The organism is Psychrobacter fulvigenes, assembly GCF_904846155.1.
Lineage (GTDB): Bacteria > Pseudomonadota > Gammaproteobacteria > Pseudomonadales > Moraxellaceae > Psychrobacter > Psychrobacter fulvigenes.
This window is the reverse complement of the sequence record NZ_CAJGZP010000001.1, coordinates 1,297,438-1,316,935: the sequence shown is the minus strand read 5'-3', so window position 1 is coordinate 1,316,935 and position 19,498 is coordinate 1,297,438. Positions and strand designations below refer to the sequence as shown.

Annotated in this window: 18 protein-coding genes and 1 tRNA gene; 6 read left to right on the top strand and 13 right to left on the bottom strand. The window is 44.2% G+C overall.

All coding sequences use genetic code 11. The features are described 5' to 3' along the window. Positions 1-11: 11 nt before the first annotated feature. The 7 genes from JMX03_RS05815 to JMX03_RS05785 all read right to left on the bottom strand — a co-directional run bounded on the left by JMX03_RS05815 (position 12) and on the right by JMX03_RS05785 (position 6,970). Positions 12-923 carry a type II secretion system protein GspJ gene (locus JMX03_RS05815; protein ID WP_227695392.1) on the bottom strand — a complete coding sequence of 304 codons (912 nt, stop codon included), beginning with the start codon at positions 921-923 and terminating at the stop codon, positions 12-14. Next, the gene (gene gspI / locus JMX03_RS05810) at positions 920-1,414 is read right to left on the bottom strand and encodes a type II secretion system minor pseudopilin GspI (protein ID WP_201595151.1); all 495 of its coding nucleotides are present in this window, start codon (positions 1,412-1,414) and stop codon (positions 920-922) included. Before gspI ends, JMX03_RS05815 begins: the two co-directional genes overlap by 4 nt. A gap of 3 nt (positions 1,415-1,417) precedes the next feature. Then, a complete protein-coding gene (locus JMX03_RS05805; RefSeq protein WP_201595149.1) occupies positions 1,418-2,224 on the bottom strand; it encodes a prepilin-type N-terminal cleavage/methylation domain-containing protein in 807 nt (268 codons plus the stop codon). A 125-nt stretch (positions 2,225-2,349) separates the two neighbouring features. Next, on the bottom strand, positions 2,350-3,039 hold the full coding sequence (locus JMX03_RS05800; protein WP_201575024.1) for a TetR/AcrR family transcriptional regulator: 690 nt from the start codon (positions 3,037-3,039) through the stop codon (positions 2,350-2,352). A 231-nt stretch (positions 3,040-3,270) separates the two neighbouring features. After that, positions 3,271-4,059 (bottom strand): TatD family hydrolase, encoded by a 789-nt coding sequence (locus tag JMX03_RS05795; RefSeq protein WP_201595148.1) that lies wholly within the window; start codon positions 4,057-4,059, stop codon positions 3,271-3,273. A 117-nt stretch (positions 4,060-4,176) separates the two neighbouring features. Beyond that, complete coding sequence (locus tag JMX03_RS05790) at positions 4,177-5,964, bottom strand: GspE/PulE family protein (protein ID WP_201595145.1); 1,788 nt, start codon at positions 5,962-5,964, stop codon at positions 4,177-4,179. Positions 5,965-6,037: 73 nt separating this feature from the next. Beyond that, on the bottom strand, positions 6,038-6,970 hold the full coding sequence (locus JMX03_RS05785) for an SAM-dependent methyltransferase (protein WP_201595143.1): 933 nt from the start codon (positions 6,968-6,970) through the stop codon (positions 6,038-6,040). Positions 6,971-7,504: 534 nt separating this feature from the next. Between JMX03_RS05785 and JMX03_RS05780 the strand changes: the two genes are divergently transcribed. Continuing rightward, a complete protein-coding gene (locus JMX03_RS05780; protein WP_201595142.1) occupies positions 7,505-8,278 on the top strand; it encodes a ferredoxin--NADP reductase in 774 nt (257 codons plus the stop codon). Positions 8,279-8,398: 120 nt separating this feature from the next. Beyond that, positions 8,399-8,485: transfer RNA gene (locus tag JMX03_RS05775), tRNA-Leu, on the top strand. 126 nt (positions 8,486-8,611) lie between these two features. On the opposite strand, the gene JMX03_RS05770 is transcribed toward JMX03_RS05775, so the two are convergent. Next, the gene (locus tag JMX03_RS05770; RefSeq protein ID WP_201595140.1) at positions 8,612-9,316 is read right to left on the bottom strand and encodes a hypothetical protein; all 705 of its coding nucleotides are present in this window, start codon (positions 9,314-9,316) and stop codon (positions 8,612-8,614) included. Positions 9,317-9,712: 396 nt separating this feature from the next. On the opposite strand from JMX03_RS05770, the gene JMX03_RS05765 reads away from it, so the two are divergent. The 3 genes from JMX03_RS05765 to JMX03_RS05755 all read left to right on the top strand — a co-directional run bounded on the left by JMX03_RS05765 (position 9,713) and on the right by JMX03_RS05755 (position 13,128). Beyond that, the gene (locus JMX03_RS05765; RefSeq protein ID WP_227695384.1) at positions 9,713-10,978 is read left to right on the top strand and encodes a DNA cytosine methyltransferase; all 1,266 of its coding nucleotides are present in this window, start codon (positions 9,713-9,715) and stop codon (positions 10,976-10,978) included. Next, entirely contained in the window at positions 10,975-12,063 is a 1,089-nt protein-coding gene (locus JMX03_RS05760) for an HpaII family restriction endonuclease (protein ID WP_201595138.1), read from the top strand. Before JMX03_RS05765 ends, JMX03_RS05760 begins: the two co-directional genes overlap by 4 nt. Positions 12,064-12,174: 111 nt before the next feature. Further along, positions 12,175-13,128, top strand: a complete 954-nt coding sequence (locus JMX03_RS05755; RefSeq protein ID WP_201595136.1) for a 2-hydroxyacid dehydrogenase — start codon at positions 12,175-12,177, stop codon at positions 13,126-13,128. Between the two features lie 273 nt (positions 13,129-13,401). On the opposite strand, the gene JMX03_RS05750 is transcribed toward JMX03_RS05755, so the two are convergent. The 5 genes from JMX03_RS05750 to JMX03_RS05730 all read right to left on the bottom strand — a co-directional run bounded on the left by JMX03_RS05750 (position 13,402) and on the right by JMX03_RS05730 (position 17,788). Further along, a complete protein-coding gene (locus tag JMX03_RS05750; protein WP_201595134.1) occupies positions 13,402-14,385 on the bottom strand; it encodes a glutathione S-transferase family protein in 984 nt (327 codons plus the stop codon). 314 nt (positions 14,386-14,699) lie between these two features. Further along, the gene (locus tag JMX03_RS05745) at positions 14,700-16,010 is read right to left on the bottom strand and encodes an arsenic transporter (RefSeq protein ID WP_201595132.1); all 1,311 of its coding nucleotides are present in this window, start codon (positions 16,008-16,010) and stop codon (positions 14,700-14,702) included. Between the two features lie 43 nt (positions 16,011-16,053). Continuing rightward, a complete protein-coding gene (arsH, locus tag JMX03_RS05740) occupies positions 16,054-16,812 on the bottom strand; it encodes an arsenical resistance protein ArsH (protein WP_201595130.1) in 759 nt (252 codons plus the stop codon). After that, positions 16,796-17,206 carry an arsenate reductase (glutaredoxin) gene (gene arsC, locus JMX03_RS05735; protein WP_201595128.1) on the bottom strand — a complete coding sequence of 137 codons (411 nt, stop codon included), beginning with the start codon at positions 17,204-17,206 and terminating at the stop codon, positions 16,796-16,798. The genes arsH and arsC overlap by 17 nt, the downstream gene beginning before the upstream one ends. Before the next feature lie 219 nt (positions 17,207-17,425). Beyond that, the gene (locus JMX03_RS05730; RefSeq protein WP_201595126.1) at positions 17,426-17,788 is read right to left on the bottom strand and encodes an ArsR/SmtB family transcription factor; all 363 of its coding nucleotides are present in this window, start codon (positions 17,786-17,788) and stop codon (positions 17,426-17,428) included. Between the two features lie 324 nt (positions 17,789-18,112). Between JMX03_RS05730 and JMX03_RS05725 the strand changes: the two genes are divergently transcribed. Further along, positions 18,113-19,417 carry a lytic murein transglycosylase gene (locus JMX03_RS05725; RefSeq protein WP_201595124.1) on the top strand — a complete coding sequence of 435 codons (1,305 nt, stop codon included), beginning with the start codon at positions 18,113-18,115 and terminating at the stop codon, positions 19,415-19,417. The last annotated feature ends 81 nt before the right edge of the window (positions 19,418-19,498 follow it).

Below are 19,498 nucleotides of genomic sequence, written 5' to 3'. Positions count from 1 at the left end.
AGTCCCTCGTATTATTGATCTGTTGGCGTGTTTTCAGGGTTATTTTCAAGAGTGTTTTTAGGTTTATTTCCAGAATTATTTTCAGGATTGTTACCGTTATTATTAGCTGTCTTAGCAGCATGACCACCACCGTTACGCGGTACGGTTTGCGGAGCAAGTGCCCACTGCCAGGTGATTGGCATGTCCTGATAAGTAAAGCTGACGCCCACCCCTTTTGGCAGTAGCTTAGGCAACATAGGCTGCGCTTTATTGCTGTCACTGCTGACTTCACTAGCATTTATAAGATTATTGCCATTGTTACCCTGTTGGCTATTTGCATCAGGAAATTTGGTACTTATCTCAGGTAGGTAGGCGTGCCAACGTCCTGCTGTCACCTCATCTAGCAGTACCGTATCTAAACTGATGCTCTCAGAACCCCCTTCTACGCTATTATATTGCCGACGAATAAGGCGCTGATTGGCAAAGATATAGTCTATACGCTGTATGCTTGGGCTGGTTTGATAACGCGGATCTGGATCGGCATAACGCACAAAGCTAACCCGTTCAGCATCCAAACTCATAAAAGGCTCAGCAGCTATCGGGTTAACTTGGTTATTACCTGAATTGCTATTAACGTTGTTGTTATTTTCAGCATTGTTGTTAGCATTTTTATTAACATTGTTATTCAAGTTAGGCGCACTGGCAGTATCTGCCCTAATATTTTGCGTCGGTGGCGCTTGATAAGCAATGATCTGCCCCATGTCTTGTTGCAACTGTAAATAGGCATACTGCAATGCAGCTAAGTTATCAGCATGAAACTGTGCGCGTTCGCGAGCACGGTTGACACTATCAAACACTTGCCAACCTGCAACGGCAAGCATGGCAAATATCGACATGGCCACCATCAGCTCGAGCAAGGTAAAGCCGCGCTGCTGCTGCCTCACGGGACACCTCCCGACATCCCCAGATTGCCTTGACCTAAACCACTCAAGTCGAGACTGCCAATTTCTTGCTGCTCATTGCTAATCATCACATCAATGTCCGTCACCGCTGAACGCGCTTGCCCATCAACAATAGGAGCGACACTGATATTCACCTCTTTTAATGCGGGCGTAAGACTGTCCGAAACCGTCATCACTACTTGCCACGCGCGACCTTGAGCGTTGATGGTTTGCGTGCGACTGGCCGTGAGCCAAGCCTCTTGAATCCGTAAATCAGCCGCGGCATTCTGTGCCACGAAGTGCGCAAGCGTTTGTGTACGCAGTACATCGACTGAGCTCAAATAAGCGCTACTGGCACGGCTAGCCGCAACCGCAACCACTGCTAAAATTGCGAGCGCCACCATCACCTCTATCAAGGTAAATCCGCCTTCTCGCTTGGATAGCGTTGGGGCTTGGCTGATAGGTTTCTTTATTAGTTTATTCTTGTCATTCATCTGCTAACGCCCATGCCCTATCTTTATACTACCATCAGGCATGATAGTAATGACTTCCCCGACCAAGCGCGAGTCATGACGCACCTCTATCGTCACAGGCGTTGCCTGTCCATTACCAAACCATAATACTTGCGGCACTGTTTGTGCACTAAACCACGGCTGTAAGGTTTGCGTTTGTGCGATACCAGACATATTCGACTCCAAGCTCTCAATACTCAAGCTCACCCCAGCAGGCAAGGTTGGCAAAGATACTGCAGGCTCAAGCTCCCAACTTGGGGTTGCTGGTTGGTTTCCAGAGGTGCCTGACATTCCAGACAAATCAGCAGACAACTCCATTGAGTTTTTGAGCGTACTATCACCGCCACCTGTCGGTAGCACTTGTGTCTGGTAACCAATATATGGATTTAATAAAGTCACAATGACAGGCGTCACTTGACCTTGCTTGTCTGCTTGCAAACTTAACCCCATCGGCTGCATACCCTCAGCAGCTAACAGCCTAACGTAGCTGAGTGAATCTGTCAGATGCTCATAAAAAGCACGGTTTTTGCGAGACTCACTGCTACCGACAGACAGACTCATCATGCCAGCAAATATGGACAAAATAACCACCACTACCACAATCTCAACCAAGGTGAAGCCAGCTTGTGCATGGTTGTCTATATGTTTAGATGGTATTTCTTTAAAACATAGCTGTTTAGAACTAGAAGGTATACGCTTAATAGATATGTGCTCAGAGGATAAAGATTTAATATGATTGGCAGCAGATGGATAAGGCGCTGAGCTGGACTGAGTTTTGACAGTAACCGGCATAGGGCACCTATTATCATTAATGTGAGATATCGCAATAGAGGTGATTTGAGAGGACAGTCTTTAGGGTAAGCTAAACTTTTGAGTATTAACCAGTGTAAATAATGACTGGTTAATACTTTAAGTGATTAATAAGTCGTCTTACGATGCTCTTCTGATTCCGTATCGATTTGCTCCACAAGCTCTTGCATGTCCTCATCCATCACCTCTTCATCATCGGCATAGATAGGATAATGACTGGGCAGCTCTAAAATCTGCTGCACAAAAGCATAGCGTAGGGTATCTCGGCGACCAAGATAGCGCTGATAGAAGCTTGAATTTAACAGCCCAGCACCGCCCTGACCCAGCGCCCAAAGGGAAGACAAATAGTCACGAGTCGTCATCCGGCTGCGCTCATCTTTTAGATACAAGCTAATAATGTCAATCATACGCTTCATGCGCTGACGACGAATATCGTATAGCTCGCCAAATAAGCGATTGAGACCCGTTACAGAAGCCGCCAGACGCTCCTCGATTTGATTGAGCAGCATGGCTTTTTGTGGATTCATCAGCTGCTGCAGGATCATACGTGAAATGCCTGCTGCTGGCGTATCATCGATACGATTGATCTCAAACAATTGCTCTTCGTAGCGAATAATAATACGCAAATACAACTCATCTTTGCTAGAAAAGTGCTTGTATAGGGTGCCTTTCGCCAAATCAAGCTGATCGGCCAAGCTATCCAAAGTGATATCACCATCGCCAGATTCAAGTAACAGTTGCTCAGCCATCGCCAAGATATTTTCTTCTCGTACTTTAAATTGGTGTTGACGACTCATAACGTCTCCTAAAATCTGACAAGATGAAGCATAGGTTTATAGTTGCAATAGCTAAATATACAATAGGTCATGATGACCGTACAAAAACCATACGATGACTATAAAAGGCTTCCATGCTTATGTTTTCTGAATAGTCATTGATAATCATACTGTTAGCTTTATCGCAAAGTATGCAATAGCACAGCGCTCAAATTATCCAGTGAATGACTGACTGGTCATAGCATAACCATTTTAATGGTACTGTGCCAGTAGATTTTCAAAGTTTTTTGCAGTAAGTGCGCCGACTTCATCGCTACTGCATCCATACATGTCTGCAAGATAGCTTGCCACATAGGGTACGTATGCAGGTTCATTGGGTCTGCCACGTTTGGGTACAGGCGCTAAATAAGGACTATCGGTTTCGATAAGTATTCGGTCTCTAGGCATTTGTCTAGCTGCATCTTGAATCATTTTTGCACTCTTAAAGCTAACAATGCCCGAAAACGACACGTAAAACCCTAAATTCAGTGCGCGCTTTGCCGTCTCCCAGTCTTCAGTAAAGCAGTGAATGATGCCATGCTCAGCACCTTCCGCTTTTAAGATATCCATGGTGTCTTCTTTAGCATCACGCATATGCACAACGAGCGGTTTTTTGAGTTGCTTGCTAGCATGAATGTGACGCGCAAAACTTTCACGCTGCTCATGGGCGTTTTCGGTTGACCAGTAGTAATCCAGACCCGTCTCGCCTATTGCCCACACATGCTCGGCATTGGCAGTTTCTACCAAACGCTCGACGGTCGCTGACTGCAAGATTTTGATGTCTTCACAAGGATGAATACCAACACTCATCCCTAGATTTAGCGTCTCATCACCATAGGTCCTGACAATGTTGGCAATCTCATCGTATTCAGCAAAATCACACATAATTGCCATCGCACGAGTGACTTGGGCGTCTTTCATCGCAGCAATCGCGCCAGATAATTGACCATCATACTTCGTTAAATCCAAACGGTTAAGATGACAGTGACTATCAGTAAACATAAACTATCTCGTTAATAAACATTAGTAAGTGGAATATTTTAAACAATAGATTTGGTAATCAAATTTGGTGATCGTAATACTAATCATTGCTCTAAAGAGGGCTGTTTTCAAGTCCGATCAATGTAAAGGCACCACGCGCATCACTTCTTCTATGGTCGTCACCCCTTCACTGATGCGCTTGGCACCAGATAGGCGCAGTGGCTGCACACCTTCGCGGTAGGCTTGCTGCTTCAATACATCCAAATTGGCATCAGCCGCTACCAGCTTTTTTAGCTCATTTGATAAGGGCATGATTTCATAGAGACCGACTCGGCCCTGATAGCCCGTATGACGACAGTGCTCACAGCCACGAGCTGTATAAACTTGAGCTGGCACTGCAGCACGCCAAGGCTGTACCAACTCCTGCCACTGGATGGCCACTTCACTATCTGCACTCACCTCCACTGCTTGCTTACAGTATGGACATAATGTACGTAGCAATCTTTGTGCCATCACGCCCAATATGGTCGCCGACGTCAAAAACGGCTGAATACCCAAATCATGCAGACGAGTGATAGAGCTGGGCGCATCATTGGTATGCAAAGTTGATAGCACTAAGTGTCCAGTCAGTGAGGCCTGCACTGCCATATTGGCAGTCTCAGCATCGCGAATCTCGCCAACCATAATAATGTCTGGATCTTGCCGCATCAGGGAGCGAATACCGTCAGCGAAGTGCAAATCCACGCCTGGATTGACTTGCATCTGATTAAAAGCTGGCTCAATCATCTCAATAGGATCTTCGATGGTACAGACATTTACTTGCTCAGTGGCGAGCTGCTTGAGCGTACTATATAACGTGGTGGTCTTACCAGAGCCAGTCGGGCCTGTCACCAGAATAATGCCATTTGGATGCGCCGTCAGCTCCTGCCACCTCTCGAGCTGCTTACCTGACAGGCCAAGCTGAGCAAACGAGCGCACCAGCACTTCAGGGTCAAATACCCGCATGACCAGCTTTTCACCAAAAGCAGTCGGCATGGTAGACAGGCGCAGCTCGGTCTCCATGCCATTATGAGTACGGGTCTTTAGACGCCCGTCTTGCGGTTTGCGCTTCTCTGCGACATTGAGCCGCCCTAAGATTTTGATTCGCGCCGTCACTGCTACTACAATCGCCAGTGGCATCTCATAAACCGTATGCAGCACTCCATCGATACGAAAGCGCACCTTGCCTGTCTCACGCCGTGGCTCTAGATGGATATCACTGGCACGCTGCTCAAAGGCATATTGCAGTAGCCAATCGACGACTTTGACGATATGTTGGTCATTGGCATCGGGATTATTGTTGTCGCCCAGCTGTAATAGCGCCTCGACGTTGGTTACATCCGCAGCAGCGCGTTTATGGATGGAGTTGGCACCTGCAATCGCTTGCGTGACTTGATAGAACTCTTGCCGATAGCGATTGATTTGTTCAGGATTGATATAGACGGTGCGATAAGTTTTGGATTTAATCAGCTTTTCTATATTAGCGTGCCAATCCGTATAAAACGGCTGATCAGTACCGATGACCACTTCATCCATCGTGACTTCAATCGGCAAAATATGCTGCGAGCGCGCGTATTCAAACGACATCAGCTGCGTCACGGCGGGCACATCGATCTTTAGCGGATCAATACGCACGAGCGCCATATCTGCTTTGGCTGCTAGCCACTGATTGAGCCATGCCAGCGTCAATGTTTGCTCTGGGTCGCTACCAAAGGCGTGGCCATTCGGCAGCCCAAACTCACTGATGGTCAACAGTGGATGCTGATCTTTATCACGGCGACTGGTCATCACCAAATTATAGCCGCGCTGATCAATGACTCTATCCGCTAGTAGCTCATCTAAGCACCAACGCAGATCAATCATTATCGAATACTTCTGAGCAGACATATTTTTCTTCTTTTATAATGGTCAAATATAATTGGTATAGTAGATTCAACAACTTAAAAATCAGCCTGCAATACTATAAGGCATCCTTAACCTCTACAACAGCCGTTATCTGCAACTGCCCCGATTCTATGAGCTGAAAACTCACATCGACCGACTTATAACGCATGATAAAAGTGGTATTCATCTCATCACGGCGATAAGCAGGGCGCGGATCATAGGCGATAAGGTCTTTAATACGCTCAATATCTGCATCTATCAAGCGGCTTTGTAGACGATAGAGCACGCTGTCATGCGTCGATGGTTGTTTGTCAGCGTTTTGCTGAGCCTGCTGTTGCTCATGAGCTATTTGCATAAACTGCTGCTTGGCTGTGTCAGTCATCTGCACTACTAACTTCTCAAGCGCAGCGGTCGCAAAGCCACTCTTAGCGTCAGCCACAGCATCGCTGTAAGCGATATAAGGCTTAATATCGATAATCGGTGTACCATCGATCATATCAGCGCCGCTAATCATCAGTAGCACGCGCCCTTCGATCACCTCAATGCGCTCAAGCTTGACCACAGACAGTCCCAGAGCTGACGGTCGATACATACTACGACTGGCAAATACGCCAACCTTTTGATTACCGCCGAGTCTTGGCGGACGGACTTGCGGACGAAACGTAGTACTATTTGCATTTGCTGTGTCCGACTGCTCGTTATGGCGCTCGTTAGAATGGCCTTTGGTTTCATTTTGCTTAGCTTTATCTTGTTTAATATAGTTATGATGAAACTGCCAACTGAGCCACAGATGGCTAAAATGCTCTAAACCGACAAACGCCTCGGGCACATCGTAAGGCGCCACCATCTCTATCACGCTCATCAGCGCAACCAAGTTTGGCTGTCTTGGCGCACCAAATTTTTGTGATAGTGGCGCACGGTGATAGCCAATAATGGGCGCTTGATGATAGCTGTCTCGATGAACATCATTTTGATGGTCATGATCTAACCATGCCTTGTCAGCAGACATACAATCCCTCCAAAAAAACTTCCAAATACCCCTCCAAAACCTTCTCCAAAAAAATGTCTAAAAATCTCTGCAATAGTGACAATCTACCTTGGGTAAAACAGATATATCCCATGATACAAAATTACTCGCTAACGATATTCCATTTTATCATGCCACACAGTCGCTGCCAGACGGACTTTTATTTTAAAGTTTGCTATTATGAGCGGGAAATTTGAGAAAAGCCTTTTAATTTCGTACCTTACCGTACTCTAACTAAGCGCCATAAGCATCCTCTATACGCTATAGGCACCTCTTCTTATTTATAATGCACCATAAGATGTTAGAATAGTGCCCCATAGCCTAATGGACACGTACGCCGTATTATTGAGATTTTGGATGCGTTTTCGAAAAATAAGCATTTTCTATAACTAAAATAACTTCCGTAGCTTGATAACATTTAACGCATTGTTTTTACCATTGAAATTTTTTATTTAGTACCTAATTAAATAAGTTTAAACCTATCGACGCAGACAGCAACTTATAAACGAGGACTTTATGTCAAAACTTCGCACCGAAACGGTCACAGAGGTTCATCACTGGAACGACTCCCTATTTAGCATCAAAACCACGCGCGATGACGGCTTGCGCTTTCGCAATGGCGAGTTTGCGATGATAGGTCTCGTCGTCGATGGCAGGCCGCTGCTGCGTGCTTACTCACTTGCCAGTCCGAATTATGAAGAGCATTTAGAGTTCTTTTCGATCAAGGTGCAAGACGGCCCTTTAACGTCACGTCTGCAACATATCAAAGTTGGTGACGAGCTATTGGTCAGTAAAAAACCCACAGGCACGCTGGTATTGGACGATTTGTTGCCTGGCAAACACTTATATATGCTTGCCACAGGTACAGGCCTGGCACCATTTTTGTCATTGTCACGTGATCCAGAGGTTTATGAGCGCTTTGAGAAAATCATCTTGGTGCATGGCGTGCGTCATGTAGAGGATTTGGCGTACCGTGAGATGTTCGAAAACGAGCTGCCCAATGATGAGATCTTTGGTGAATGGTACCGTGAAAAGTTCATCTACTATCCTACCGTCACCCGTGAAGACTTTAGAAACACGGGACGTGCGACCGATCTTATGACATCAGGCAAGCTCTTTGAAGACATCGGTCTACCGCCGATAAATAAAGAGGATGATCGCGTTATGATTTGCGGTAGTATGCCTTTTAATGCTGATCTATCGAAGATTTTAGATGACTTTGGTCTCACGGTTTCACCACGTATGGGCGTGCAAGCGGACTATGTGGTTGAGCGTGCCTTTGTCGGTTAAGCGATAATTCGATAAATAATTCTTGACGGCTTATTATAGCCTGCTATAATACGCGCCTATACAGTTAATCCTGTAGCCCAATTCGATAATGTTTAGCAGTATAAGCTTATCACCTTACATGCCAGTGTGATGGAATTGGTAGACATGACGGATTCAAAATCCGTTGCCTTTAAAAGCGTGTCGGTTCGAGTCCGACCACTGGTACCAATACGAAAACGCCGCTAACGATTTATTGTTAGCGGTGTTTTTTTGCGTGATTGTTTTAAAATGGCTGTCATTTGCATCTGATCAAGAGACAAGGGCGCAAATATCACCCTACGACTACAGCCAACCCTATTCAGCGTCATCTATTAGGGTATTCAGCGCTTCTGCCATCTCATCATCGATCAGATTGTCTTCAATATAATTGACCAATTGATGGATGGTGTTCAGATCCATCTCCCTGATACCTAAGCTGGCCAGCTCTTCGTTGATAGTCTCTAAGCTTGCTAACTCTTTAGGATCACCCAATAGATGCTCTTCAAACCCCGCATTTACCAGCCAGTATATTTTTTCTAGTACGGTGTTTTTTTCGGTCAAGGTGGAGTAGCTGTCGCCTTGGATGAATAAATTAAAGTGATAAGGTATCTCTACATCATTGATAAAAAAGGTACGCATACAGTCTATCGTGTAGGCTTGGTTGTCTAGGCTTTCTTGACCTTCATCACTTTCTTCGTCTTCTTCTACTTCCATCTGCTCTGTGACTAAGCTTCCTACTATTTGATAATCGCCTGTTTTTACTTTGTGATTATAGATGATAGTAGAGTCGGCTATGGCGTCAAAAATGACCGCACTGATGTCTAAAGTATTATTATCGATATCATAAAATCTCTTTAGCGCAGGTAAAAACTCGGTTAGCTGGTCTTCAGGTACTTGCGTGAGAAACTGCTGCTCGTATATCTTTATCATGTCTTCAGGAGCATAGGTATTTACGTTGTCTTCTTCGTTTCTGCCGGTAGGTTGTAGGGGCAAAAAATTATAAGGATTATCATTGGTCATGCAGGACTGCCTTGTTATGTAAGTTCGCGGTATTGGATGTCTATCTATGGCTATAAGTTTCGGTTTATTTTAACTGTTATAGTGTCGTAGAATCTATAACGGCTATTATCCCTTATTCGGTGGCTTTTAGATATACAGGTTACTTTAGCAGAAGACTATTCTATAAACGATTAGCTAGTAGGCTGAGGCTTTAGCCCAGCACAAACCCTGAAACATTATAGTGATTGGCTAAAAACCAGCCTATATAGATTAAAAAAATGCAGTGACCAGATAGCACAAAGTTGCACATCCAGTTGCGATATAATAGCTTTTAAGTGGCTTTAGACCAGTATTCAGGAAAAGATTTAACGATATGCTGGGTTAAAAATCCAGCCTACTCAACTATGAGACCTATTCATGAAAATTACAGATAACTTCTTGCAAGAAATCCTTGAAAATAGGAAGTTTAAAAAAGACTTCATCCATCAGCAAAATAAGATTGCAGCACTGACGCACTTTTTGAATAATACAAACAACTTATACTCTGATCACTTCAAAGTTGAAGCATTTGACTTTTTAGAAGCCGCATTATCATGGAAGTTTCCTAATGAGACCATATCTGAGGATTTGGTTGAAGATGTTATGAACTCACTTGAGAACAATGTAAACATAGACTACCCATTCCTAGCACCTGACAACCCGAAATTTACTTTTATAGATTTATTTGCTGGTATTGGTGGTTTTAGATTGGCACTACAGAACCTTGGCGGCAGTTGTGTTTTTTCGAGTGAGTGGGATACTTATTCAAAGCAAACCTATAAAGCCAATTTTGGAAAATTACCCTTTGGTGATATTACCCTTCCTGAAACTAAGGCTGCCATCCCTAAGTCATTTGATATTTTATGTGCAGGTTTTCCTTGTCAGGCGTTTTCTATCGCTGGCAAAAGAGGTGGGTTTGAGGACACTAGAGGGACTCTTTTTTTTGACGTCGCTGAAATTATTGCCAAACACAAACCTAAAGCTTTTTTCTTAGAAAACGTTAAAGGTTTGACCAACCATGATAAAGGGAGAACCTTAGCAACCATATTAAATGTGCTAAGAGAAGATCTTGGATACTATGTGCCAGAACCAAAGATAATGAATGCAAAAGACTTTGGAGTACCTCAGAACCGAGAGCGCATATTTATAGTGGGTTTTAGAAAAGACTTAAATATAAATTCATTCCAGTACCCTGAGCCACTGTCTTTGGATACTTGTGTTAGCGATATTATTGAAGAAAAAGAAGTGTCTGTTAAATACTATCTATCCAAACAATATCTATCTACATTAGTAGAACATAAAAAACGACATGCCGATAAAGGCAATGGTTTTGGTTATGAAATTTTGAAAAATGATGGTATTGCCAATGCAGTCGTTTGTGGTGGCATGGGACGAGAACGTAATTTAGTATTAGACAATAGATTAACCAACTTCACACCCGTCACTAATATCAAAGGTGAAGTAAACCGTGAGGGTGTCCGTAAAATGACACCGAGAGAATGGGCAAGACTTCAAGGCTTTCCAGACAGTTATAAACTTGTGGTTTCAGATGCTCAGGCGTATAAACAGTTTGGTAACTCGGTAGCAGTTCCGGCTATTCAAGCAACCGCTAAACAAATACTTAATACTTTGGAAATACAATGACGATAAAAGGCAATATCGGTGAATGGAGCGAGATTTATACCCTCCTCAAAGTGTTAGGTGAAGAAAAACTTTATGCAGGTAACGAGTCGCTAGAAAAGCTAGAAGATATTGTTTACCCAGTAATCAAAGTCTTAAGAACAGAAGCAAGCGGAAATTTTGAATACCAAATCAATCAAAACATAGTATTCATATCCTCAAATGGAAAAGAGCTATTGAGATTACCTGCCGAAGAATTTACGCGAAAAGCACAGATAACTCTTAAGCAAGTTCTAAATAATAAAAAACTTAAAAACACTACTTTTGCTATTCCAGAAATAGAAGCTTTTATGGAGCAAATCCACTGTAAATCTTTAAAAGCATCATCCACCCAAAAAACCGATATCACCATCGTGATTCACGATGAAAAAACCAATCAACAACCTGTCCTTGGCTTTAGTATCAAATCGCAGCTTGGCAGCCCCTCGACTTTATTAAACGCAGGGAAAACAACAAACTTTCGCTATAAAGTTAATGGGTTAACAAGCACTCAATTAGCTGAAATAAACGCCATTGAGGGTCGCAAAAAAATTATAGACAGGGTCGCAAAAATAAAAATACTGGGTGGTATTCTGACGTTTGATAAAATCTTAAATAGCACCTTTTCAAATAACCTCATATTAATTGATAGCCTTTTGCCCCAAATAATCAGTGAGATGCTTCTTAGTTTTTATACTAAAGACTCATCTACTGTAGCTGACTTGGTTCAACTGATAGAAAACTCAAACCCTATCGGCTTTGATAATTCAAATGAACACCGTTTTTACACCTACAAGGTAAAAAAGATGCTTACCGATATGGCATTAGGCCTAACACCTGCCAAGGTTTGGACTGGAAAATATGATGCTACTGGCGGGTACTTAGTGGTTAAAGATGATGGCGAGGTACTTTGCTATCACCTTTATAATAGGAATGACTTTGAGGACTATTTGTTTGCTAATACCAAACTAGAAACAGCAAGCACGACAAGATATGCTTTTGGCAGTATTTATCAAGAAGGTGAGGATTTATATTTTAATTTGAATTTGCAGATTCGCTTTATAAAGTAGTTTTATTGTCCACATGAAGACATTTCAAAAAAACCCTGAATAATGATACACTTAGTTAATAATTTAACCGTATTGTTAAATGTTGCTATAAAATAGAGGGAAAATAAAAAAATGCAAATTGTAATCTTAGAGTCGCTAGGAATTAGTGATGAAGTATTAAATACATTATCAAAACCTTTGACGGATAATGGCCATGAGTTATTGGTATATGACGATGGAAAATTAGACGATGAGACGCTCAAAACACGGATCAAAGATGCAGAGGTTATAGTCCTCGCTAATACACCACTGAGCGGTGAAGTCATCGATACTGCAGAAAATTTAAAATATATTTCCGTCGCCTTCACGGGCTTCAATCATATCGATTTAGAAAAGTGCAAAGAGAAAGGGATTAAAGTCTCCAATGCTGCGGGTTATAGCACCAACTCTGTAGCAGAAATTACGTTTGGGCTGATCATTTCACTGTTACGTAATATCGTACCTTTAGAGGCGGTCGTCAGAGACGGCGGTACCAAGGATGGCTACAGACAGCTTGATTTAAAAGGTAAAACTTTGGGCGTCTTAGGTACGGGAGACATAGGCGGGGCAGTCGCTAAACTAGGCTTAGCGTTCGGCTGTCAGGTCATCGCATATAACAGAAGTGAAAAGCCAGAGTTGATAAGTAAAGGCGTAGAGTATAAGTCGTTAGATGAAGTCTTAAAGACGAGTGATATTGTGACCCTGCATACGCCTCTCACCGATGAAACCAAACACTTAATTGATAAAGACAAGCTGGCATTGATGAAAACCAGCTCATTCTTAATCAACACAGCTGTGGGTCCGATTGTTGATAATGAGGCATTGGCAGAGGCACTGCGCAAGGGAGAAATCGCGGGCGCTGGTTTAGATAGAGTCGATATGGAGCCACCCGTTCCCGCAGATTACCCGATCCTAGAGGCTCCGAATGTCGTTCTACTGCCGCATATCGGCTTTGCAACAGAAGAAGCGATGGTAAGAAGAGCCGAAATTACCTTTGAAAACATTGTTAAATGGCAAAAAGGCGAACAAGAAAACATAGTTCTTTAGAAAATTGTGCTTTAGAACAGTTCTTTAAACCAACATAAAACAAACCTATCGCAACGATAGGTTTGTTTTTATTTATTGGAAACTTCTTAATGAGTCCATATCTAATACCATTCCCAAAAATTAGAGTAACGCGGAAAACTTGTGCAAGTACTACTCCTAGTAGACTTAGCAAGTTTGACAAAGTTAATCGTACTTTTTGGGTTTGGTATAAGGATATGGTTGCAGAGGTCATGAGCTTACCACCTGCTCTTCTGGTTCACGACTTATAAACCCTTAAGCCGATAAACGCTCACGATCATGAGACGTGGTAAAGTCCAAATACGGCCCAACAGGCACGATACGCGTTGGATTAATGTTTGCATGACTGCCGTAATAATGCTCCTTGATATGATCCATATCCACCGTCTCTGCGATACCTGGTACCTGATACAAGTCGCGCAGATAGCCCCAAAGGTTTGGATAATCGATGATACGGCGTATATTACATTTAAAGTGACCCACATACACCGCATCAAAACGCACTAATGTTGTAAATAAGCGCCAATCTGCCTCAGTGATGGTATCACCTGTCAAATAACGCTGCGCCTCCAAACGCTGCTCTAATATATCCAGCGCATCGAAAATCTCTATGACCGCTTCTTCGTAGGCTGCTTGCGTCGTCGCAAAGCCAGTACGATACACACCGTTATTGATCGCAGGATAGATCAGCTCATTCATCGCCTCGATGTCTGCTAACAGCGCGGACGGTGTACAATCACCTGGTAAAGCACCAACCTCGTCAAATGCCGAATCAAACATACGAATGATTTCAGACGACTCATTACTGACGATGGTATTGGTTTTTTTGTCCCACAGCGTCGGTACAGTGACGCGCCCTGTATAGTCGGACTTGGCTGCTGTATAGACTTCATAGAGATAATTTGCATTGAGTACTGGATCAGCGACCACCCCTTCGCCTTCTGCAAACGTCCAACCGTTTTCGCCCATAAACGGATGCACCACCGAAACCGATATCATGTCCTCCAAGCCTTTTAGCTTGCGATAAATCATGGTACGGTGCGCCCAAGGACAGGCCAAAGACACATACAAGTGATAACGATTGGGCTCGGCTTTAAAGCCGCCAATACCTGATGGCCCAGCACTGCCGTCTGCGGTGATCCAGTTTCTAAAGCCAGATTCTTCACGCTGGAAACGGCCGTCACTCGCGTCTGTGTCGTACCATTTATCCTGCCATTTGCCATCGACTAATAAACCCATATCGCGCTCCTTGTTAGTATTTATTTCCAATTATTTGTTTTTAATGACGTATTCTTAATTAGGATTTGTTAGGCATTATCGCTTTAAAGATCTGAAATGTCTGTAATATTTCGCCAAAGCATAATAACAGTGTACTGGTTAACTCAAGCGAAATAAACAGCAGCAATCACAAATCAAAGTTCTGATTTGGAGAACAGTTGTTTATTAGATGACAGCATGCCTTGAGGATGACACAGCCAAGACTTTAAAGAAATTCTCCTATGATCCATACACTATAAAACCAATATAGAGTTGATCCTACATAAAACTGGCTTTTATTGATTTGGCAGCATGGGCAACCAAAATACCAAGGCCAACAGCGTGGCTAATAACACTGGCGGTGTGATAATCAGCCCGATTTTCATATACTGGCCCCAGCTGATTTTATAGTCTTTCTCTGCTAAGACATGTAGCCATAACAAGGTCGCAAGGCTACCGATGGGCGTAAACTTCGGTCCCAAATCATTGCCAATGACATTGGCATAAATCATCAGCTCGCGAGTCGCTGCGGGTACTTGCGCACTATCGATAGCCAGTGCACCTACCAAGGTCGATGGCATATTATTCATGATAGAAGCCACGATTGCTGAAAGGAATCCAGTCCCTACTGTAGCGATGATATTGCCTTGCTGCCCTAACCAATTCAGTATTTGGGCACCATAAGCCGTTAGCCCTGCGTTACCCAAGCCATACACCACCAAATACATACCCACAGAAAACAAGACGATTTGCCAAGGCGCGTGACGTACAACATCAGGCACAGAAACAACGGCATCTCGTCCGCCTTGCCACCAGCGGCCAGCGATGGCCATTAATACCAATGCCGCCGCTCCCGTGACGAGGGAGATAGGAATACCTAGTGACTCGGTGGCAAAATAAGCAACCAACAACAAGGCGAGCAGCGGAAAGGCGGCTTTAAACACCAGCGGATCTTCGATAGCGGATGCAGGTGCGCTAAGATTGGCAATGGAATAGTATGTTGGAATTTGGCGCGCATATACTACCCATAACACTGCTAATGTTGCGATGACAGAGACAATATTGACTGGCACCATGACCGCCGCATAACGCCCAAAGCCGATATCAAAATAATTGGCGCTGACGATATTAACCAGATTAGAAGTCACTAACGGCAAACTTGCGGTATCAGCGATAAAGCCTGTGGCGATGATAAAAGCCAATGCCGACGGCGGTGAAAACTTAAGCCGTAGCAAGATAGCGATAACAATCGGTGTCAAAAGTAATGCAGCGCCATCATTGGCAAAAAACGCCGAGATAAACGCGCCCAATATCACAATCATGGGAAACAATAACCGTCCCTGCCCATTGCCAAGTCTGGCCACATGTAGCGCCGCCCAACCAAAAAATCCCGCTCTATCCAAGATAAGCGAGATAATAATCAGCGCCACAAAGGTAAAGGTCGCATCCCAGACGATGTCCCATACAATACCGACATCGGATAACTGCACCACGCCAAAAGCTAAGGCGATTAAAGCCCCACCCAGCGCGCTCCAACCAATGCCTAATCCTTTAGGCTGCCATATCACCAAAACCAAAGTCACGATAAAGATAGTTAATGCGAGCATGGGGCAACCTTATTTACAGCGTGTTGATTATAACTAGGAGATATTAAAGCGACTTTTGATTGACACGTTGCGACACTGCTTCGGCACTTTCCACCCGCTCAGAGTACCTATCTGTCAAATAGGCTGAGCGTCCACGAGTGAGCCAAGTAAACTTTACTAGCTCTTCACAGACATCAACGAAACGCAGATATAAGGGCGACTTGTCCATGCGATTATCGTCGTTAAACTCTAAAAAGGCCTTAGGGATAGACGATTGATTGGGGATAGTAATCATACGCATCCAGCGCCCAAGAATACGCAGCTGATTGACGGTATTAAAGCTTTGACTGCCACCGCTGACTTGCATCACCGCTAAGGTTTTGCCTTGGGTTGGACGTACGCCGCCCAGTGCGAGTGGTATCCAATCGATTTGTGCTTTCATAATACTGGTGATACTACCGTGACGCTCTGGACTCACCCACAGCATACCCTCTGACCACTGCGCCAACTCGCGCAGCTCTTGTACCTTTGGATGATCGCTATCAGCATCGTCAGGTAGCGGTAGACCTGATGGATTAAACATCCTTACCTCGCAGCCATACCAACGCAATAGCCGACTTGCCTCCTCGCTTGCCAACCTAGAAAACGAGCGCTCACGTAATGAGCCGTATAGCACGAGTATCTTTGGCGGATGACGTGGATCATTTGGGGCAATCAGCGATTCAATATCGATCGGTTGTAATTGACTGGCATCAATGTTGGGCAAGTCATCTAGCTTCAATGAATCCTCTGCGTGAGGCTGATTTTTATTCGCTTTTGTCATGATAAATCGTCTCGCCATCTTCTTTTGTAAAGCTGCTCACTGGATTTTCTAACAATTCAAACACTCGCTCTGATGGTCGGCATAACGCTGCGCCTTTATCTGTGACCACGATAGGACGGTTAATTAAGATAGGATGGGCAATCATTGCATCGATAATTTGATCATCAGATAACTCAGGCTTATCTAAGCCCAACTCATCATTGATGGTTTCTTTGCTACGTAGTAACTCTCTTGGCGAGATATTCATCTTCGATAGCAACGCAACCAACTCATCACGGCTCGGCGGGGTTTTTAGATACTCCACCACTTCTGGCTGCTCACCTGATGCCTTTATGATGGCAAGCGTATTGCGAGAGGTACCGCAGTTTGGATTATGAAAAATTAATGGTTTCATAGCGATTTCACCTATTTTTGAATCTATAGAGAATTCAGCATAAAAACGATACAGTGGAACTGGGATGAATTTTACGCAGCCTCTATCTGCGCAGGCACAGCACGCCAGAAAAATTTATACCAGTTCCACGTTGACATATAATGTATCTGTTTTATTTAGAATCGACTATAGTTATTAAGAAGATGTTTATTAATAGTAGCTAGCTGCTTAGTGCTTGTCCTAAAAACTGTCTTGGTTATTAGATTTGGCAGTCTCACAGCCGCTTAAACTATCTATGAGCGAGGCACACAGCTCTGGATGTCCCGCACAGCAATCTTGCAATAAAAACTGCACGACCGCCTCCATATGCGTAAGCGAGGCGCGATAGATTATTTGCCGACTTTGGCGTTTTGACACTACCCACCCTGCTCGTGCCAGCACCGATAAATGCGCCGACATAGTGTTATGTGGTACAGACAGCTGACGGGCTATCTCACCCGCAGGTAAACCCTCGGGCTCTTGACTGACAAGTAACCTAAAGGCTTTGAGACGAGTATCTTGAGAGAGCGCAGCGAAGCTTGCGATAGCATTTGTTATTTCCATATGTCCAATAATACAGACATATTAATTTGATGTCAAAAATTATAGTTTATTGGTGGCCGGCTACTCATAGCCACTGCCATGACTTATCAAAAATATATACAAGTGACTGATAGCACTTAACAATGTGATTCGAGCACATTTACTAAAACAAAGTAATAAGCTTATCTAACCCATCGACTTTATCCCTATTTATTGCTACAGTTATTTTTCAGCGTTGCTAAGTGACAACCCTCAGCACAGACGCTTTATGAGCTTAACCTTGTTGTAAATTTGACCTATTTTTCTACAACCCTTTGTCGTCCTTACCGATACCCGAGACCTGTTATGATGTTAAAAAAGCGCTATTTTGCCCTGTTACCCATCGTGCTCGCTGCCAGCTGTGTCAGCCAACCAACCAAGCAAACCAGTAAACCGGTGCGCCAAGGCAATGTTAAGATTGAGCAAACCCAGACCATTCAAGTCAAACCTGCCCCCGTCATCATTCAAAAAGAAACGGTCATAACGCCCAAGCCGACCTATGGTAGCTTTTCGGACTGGAAGTCAGACTTTTCTATGCGTGCCATGTCTGCTGGTTACAGTGCTTCGGATGTGCAGCGTTTACTAGGCTCCGCCTACCTAAACCAACAAGTGGTTTCGCTGGATAGAGGTCAGCCTGAATTTGCTAAAATGCCGTGGGATTACGCAGATTCTGCCGTGTCAGGTGGCCGAGTATCAACAGGTAAAAACAAGTTTTCAGAGCAGCGCTCATATCTCTCAGGTCTAGAGTCACAATACGGGGTGAATGCCGAGATCATCGCAGCGATCTGGGGAATGGAGTCGTCTTTTGGTGCAGTGACAGGCAACAGTCACCTGCCGAGCGCACTTGCTACCTTGGCCTATGATGGTCGTCGCCAAGAGTTTGCAGAGACTCAGCTATTGTCTCTGATGACGCTGTTACAGCGCGGTGATGTCTCTTGGTCACAGCTCGAAGGCTCTTGGGCAGGCGGCATGGGACAGACTCAGTTCATCCCTGGCACTTGGCTTGATCATGGTGTCGACGGTGATGGCAACGGACATCGTAATCCCTGGTCAACGGCTGATGCCCTCGCCTCAACGGCTAACTATCTAAGTAATTCTGGTTGGGTACGTGGCTTAGCACCCTTCTATGAAATGGTATTGCCACCGTCTTTTGATTACTCTACTGTCAGTACTAAGCTGCCTGCCGCTCGATGGGCAGCACTTGGGGTTGATACCATAGATGATGTATTTTTGGATGCTGATACACAGATGGAGCTTTGGTTGCCTGCTGGAAAAAACGGCCCAGCACTGCTACTAAGCCCTAACTTTGATGTGATCAAAGTCTATAACAACTCTTCAAACTATGCTCTAGGTGTCAGCTTACTGGCGAAGGCAATCGCTGGCCAAACTGGTCTACGCACCTCATGGCCACGCTATGAACGTCCACTCTCAACCTCTCAAGTCACGCGCTTGCAGCAGCGTTTGACCAGTGCTGGCTACGATACCAAAGGTGCAGATGGCATTCTCGGTACCAACACCCGTAAAGCGTTTCAGCGCTGGCAGGCGGATAACGGTCAGACACCAGATGGCTTTGTCAGTCAAAGCAGCGCCTCATCATTGACTGCTTGGTAAGGCTATTTAGACAGTAGTATTTAGTAAGAGTAAGCTAGCAAAAAGAAAGGAATGATTGGTCAACAAAACCCTCATTCCTTT

Coding starts and splice junctions, on each gene's coding strand:
- arsC (WP_201595128.1), bottom strand. CDS start 17,206: ATGAAACCATTAATTTTTCATAATCCAAACTGCGGTACCTCTCGCAAT.
- JMX03_RS05745 (WP_201595132.1), bottom strand. CDS start 16,010: ATGCTCGCATTAACTATCTTTATCGTGACTTTGGTTTTGGTGATATGG.
- JMX03_RS05725 (WP_201595124.1), top strand. CDS start 18,113: ATGATGTTAAAAAAGCGCTATTTTGCCCTGTTACCCATCGTGCTCGCT.
- JMX03_RS05765 (WP_227695384.1), top strand. CDS start 9,713: ATGAAAATTACAGATAACTTCTTGCAAGAAATCCTTGAAAATAGGAAG.
- JMX03_RS05730 (WP_201595126.1), bottom strand. CDS start 17,788: ATGGAAATAACAAATGCTATCGCAAGCTTCGCTGCGCTCTCTCAAGAT.
- JMX03_RS05780 (WP_201595142.1), top strand. CDS start 7,505: ATGTCAAAACTTCGCACCGAAACGGTCACAGAGGTTCATCACTGGAAC.
- arsH (WP_201595130.1), bottom strand. CDS start 16,812: ATGACAAAAGCGAATAAAAATCAGCCTCACGCAGAGGATTCATTGAAG.
- JMX03_RS05755 (WP_201595136.1), top strand. CDS start 12,175: ATGCAAATTGTAATCTTAGAGTCGCTAGGAATTAGTGATGAAGTATTA.
- gspI (WP_201595151.1), bottom strand. CDS start 1,414: ATGAATGACAAGAATAAACTAATAAAGAAACCTATCAGCCAAGCCCCA.
- JMX03_RS05800 (WP_201575024.1), bottom strand. CDS start 3,039: ATGAGTCGTCAACACCAATTTAAAGTACGAGAAGAAAATATCTTGGCG.
- JMX03_RS05785 (WP_201595143.1), bottom strand. CDS start 6,970: ATGTCTGCTGACAAGGCATGGTTAGATCATGACCATCAAAATGATGTT.
- JMX03_RS05750 (WP_201595134.1), bottom strand. CDS start 14,385: ATGGGTTTATTAGTCGATGGCAAATGGCAGGATAAATGGTACGACACA.
- JMX03_RS05760 (WP_201595138.1), top strand. CDS start 10,975: ATGACGATAAAAGGCAATATCGGTGAATGGAGCGAGATTTATACCCTC.
- JMX03_RS05770 (WP_201595140.1), bottom strand. CDS start 9,316: ATGACCAATGATAATCCTTATAATTTTTTGCCCCTACAACCTACCGGC.
- JMX03_RS05805 (WP_201595149.1), bottom strand. CDS start 2,224: ATGCCGGTTACTGTCAAAACTCAGTCCAGCTCAGCGCCTTATCCATCT.
- JMX03_RS05790 (WP_201595145.1), bottom strand. CDS start 5,964: ATGTCTGCTCAGAAGTATTCGATAATGATTGATCTGCGTTGGTGCTTA.
- JMX03_RS05795 (WP_201595148.1), bottom strand. CDS start 4,059: ATGTTTACTGATAGTCACTGTCATCTTAACCGTTTGGATTTAACGAAG.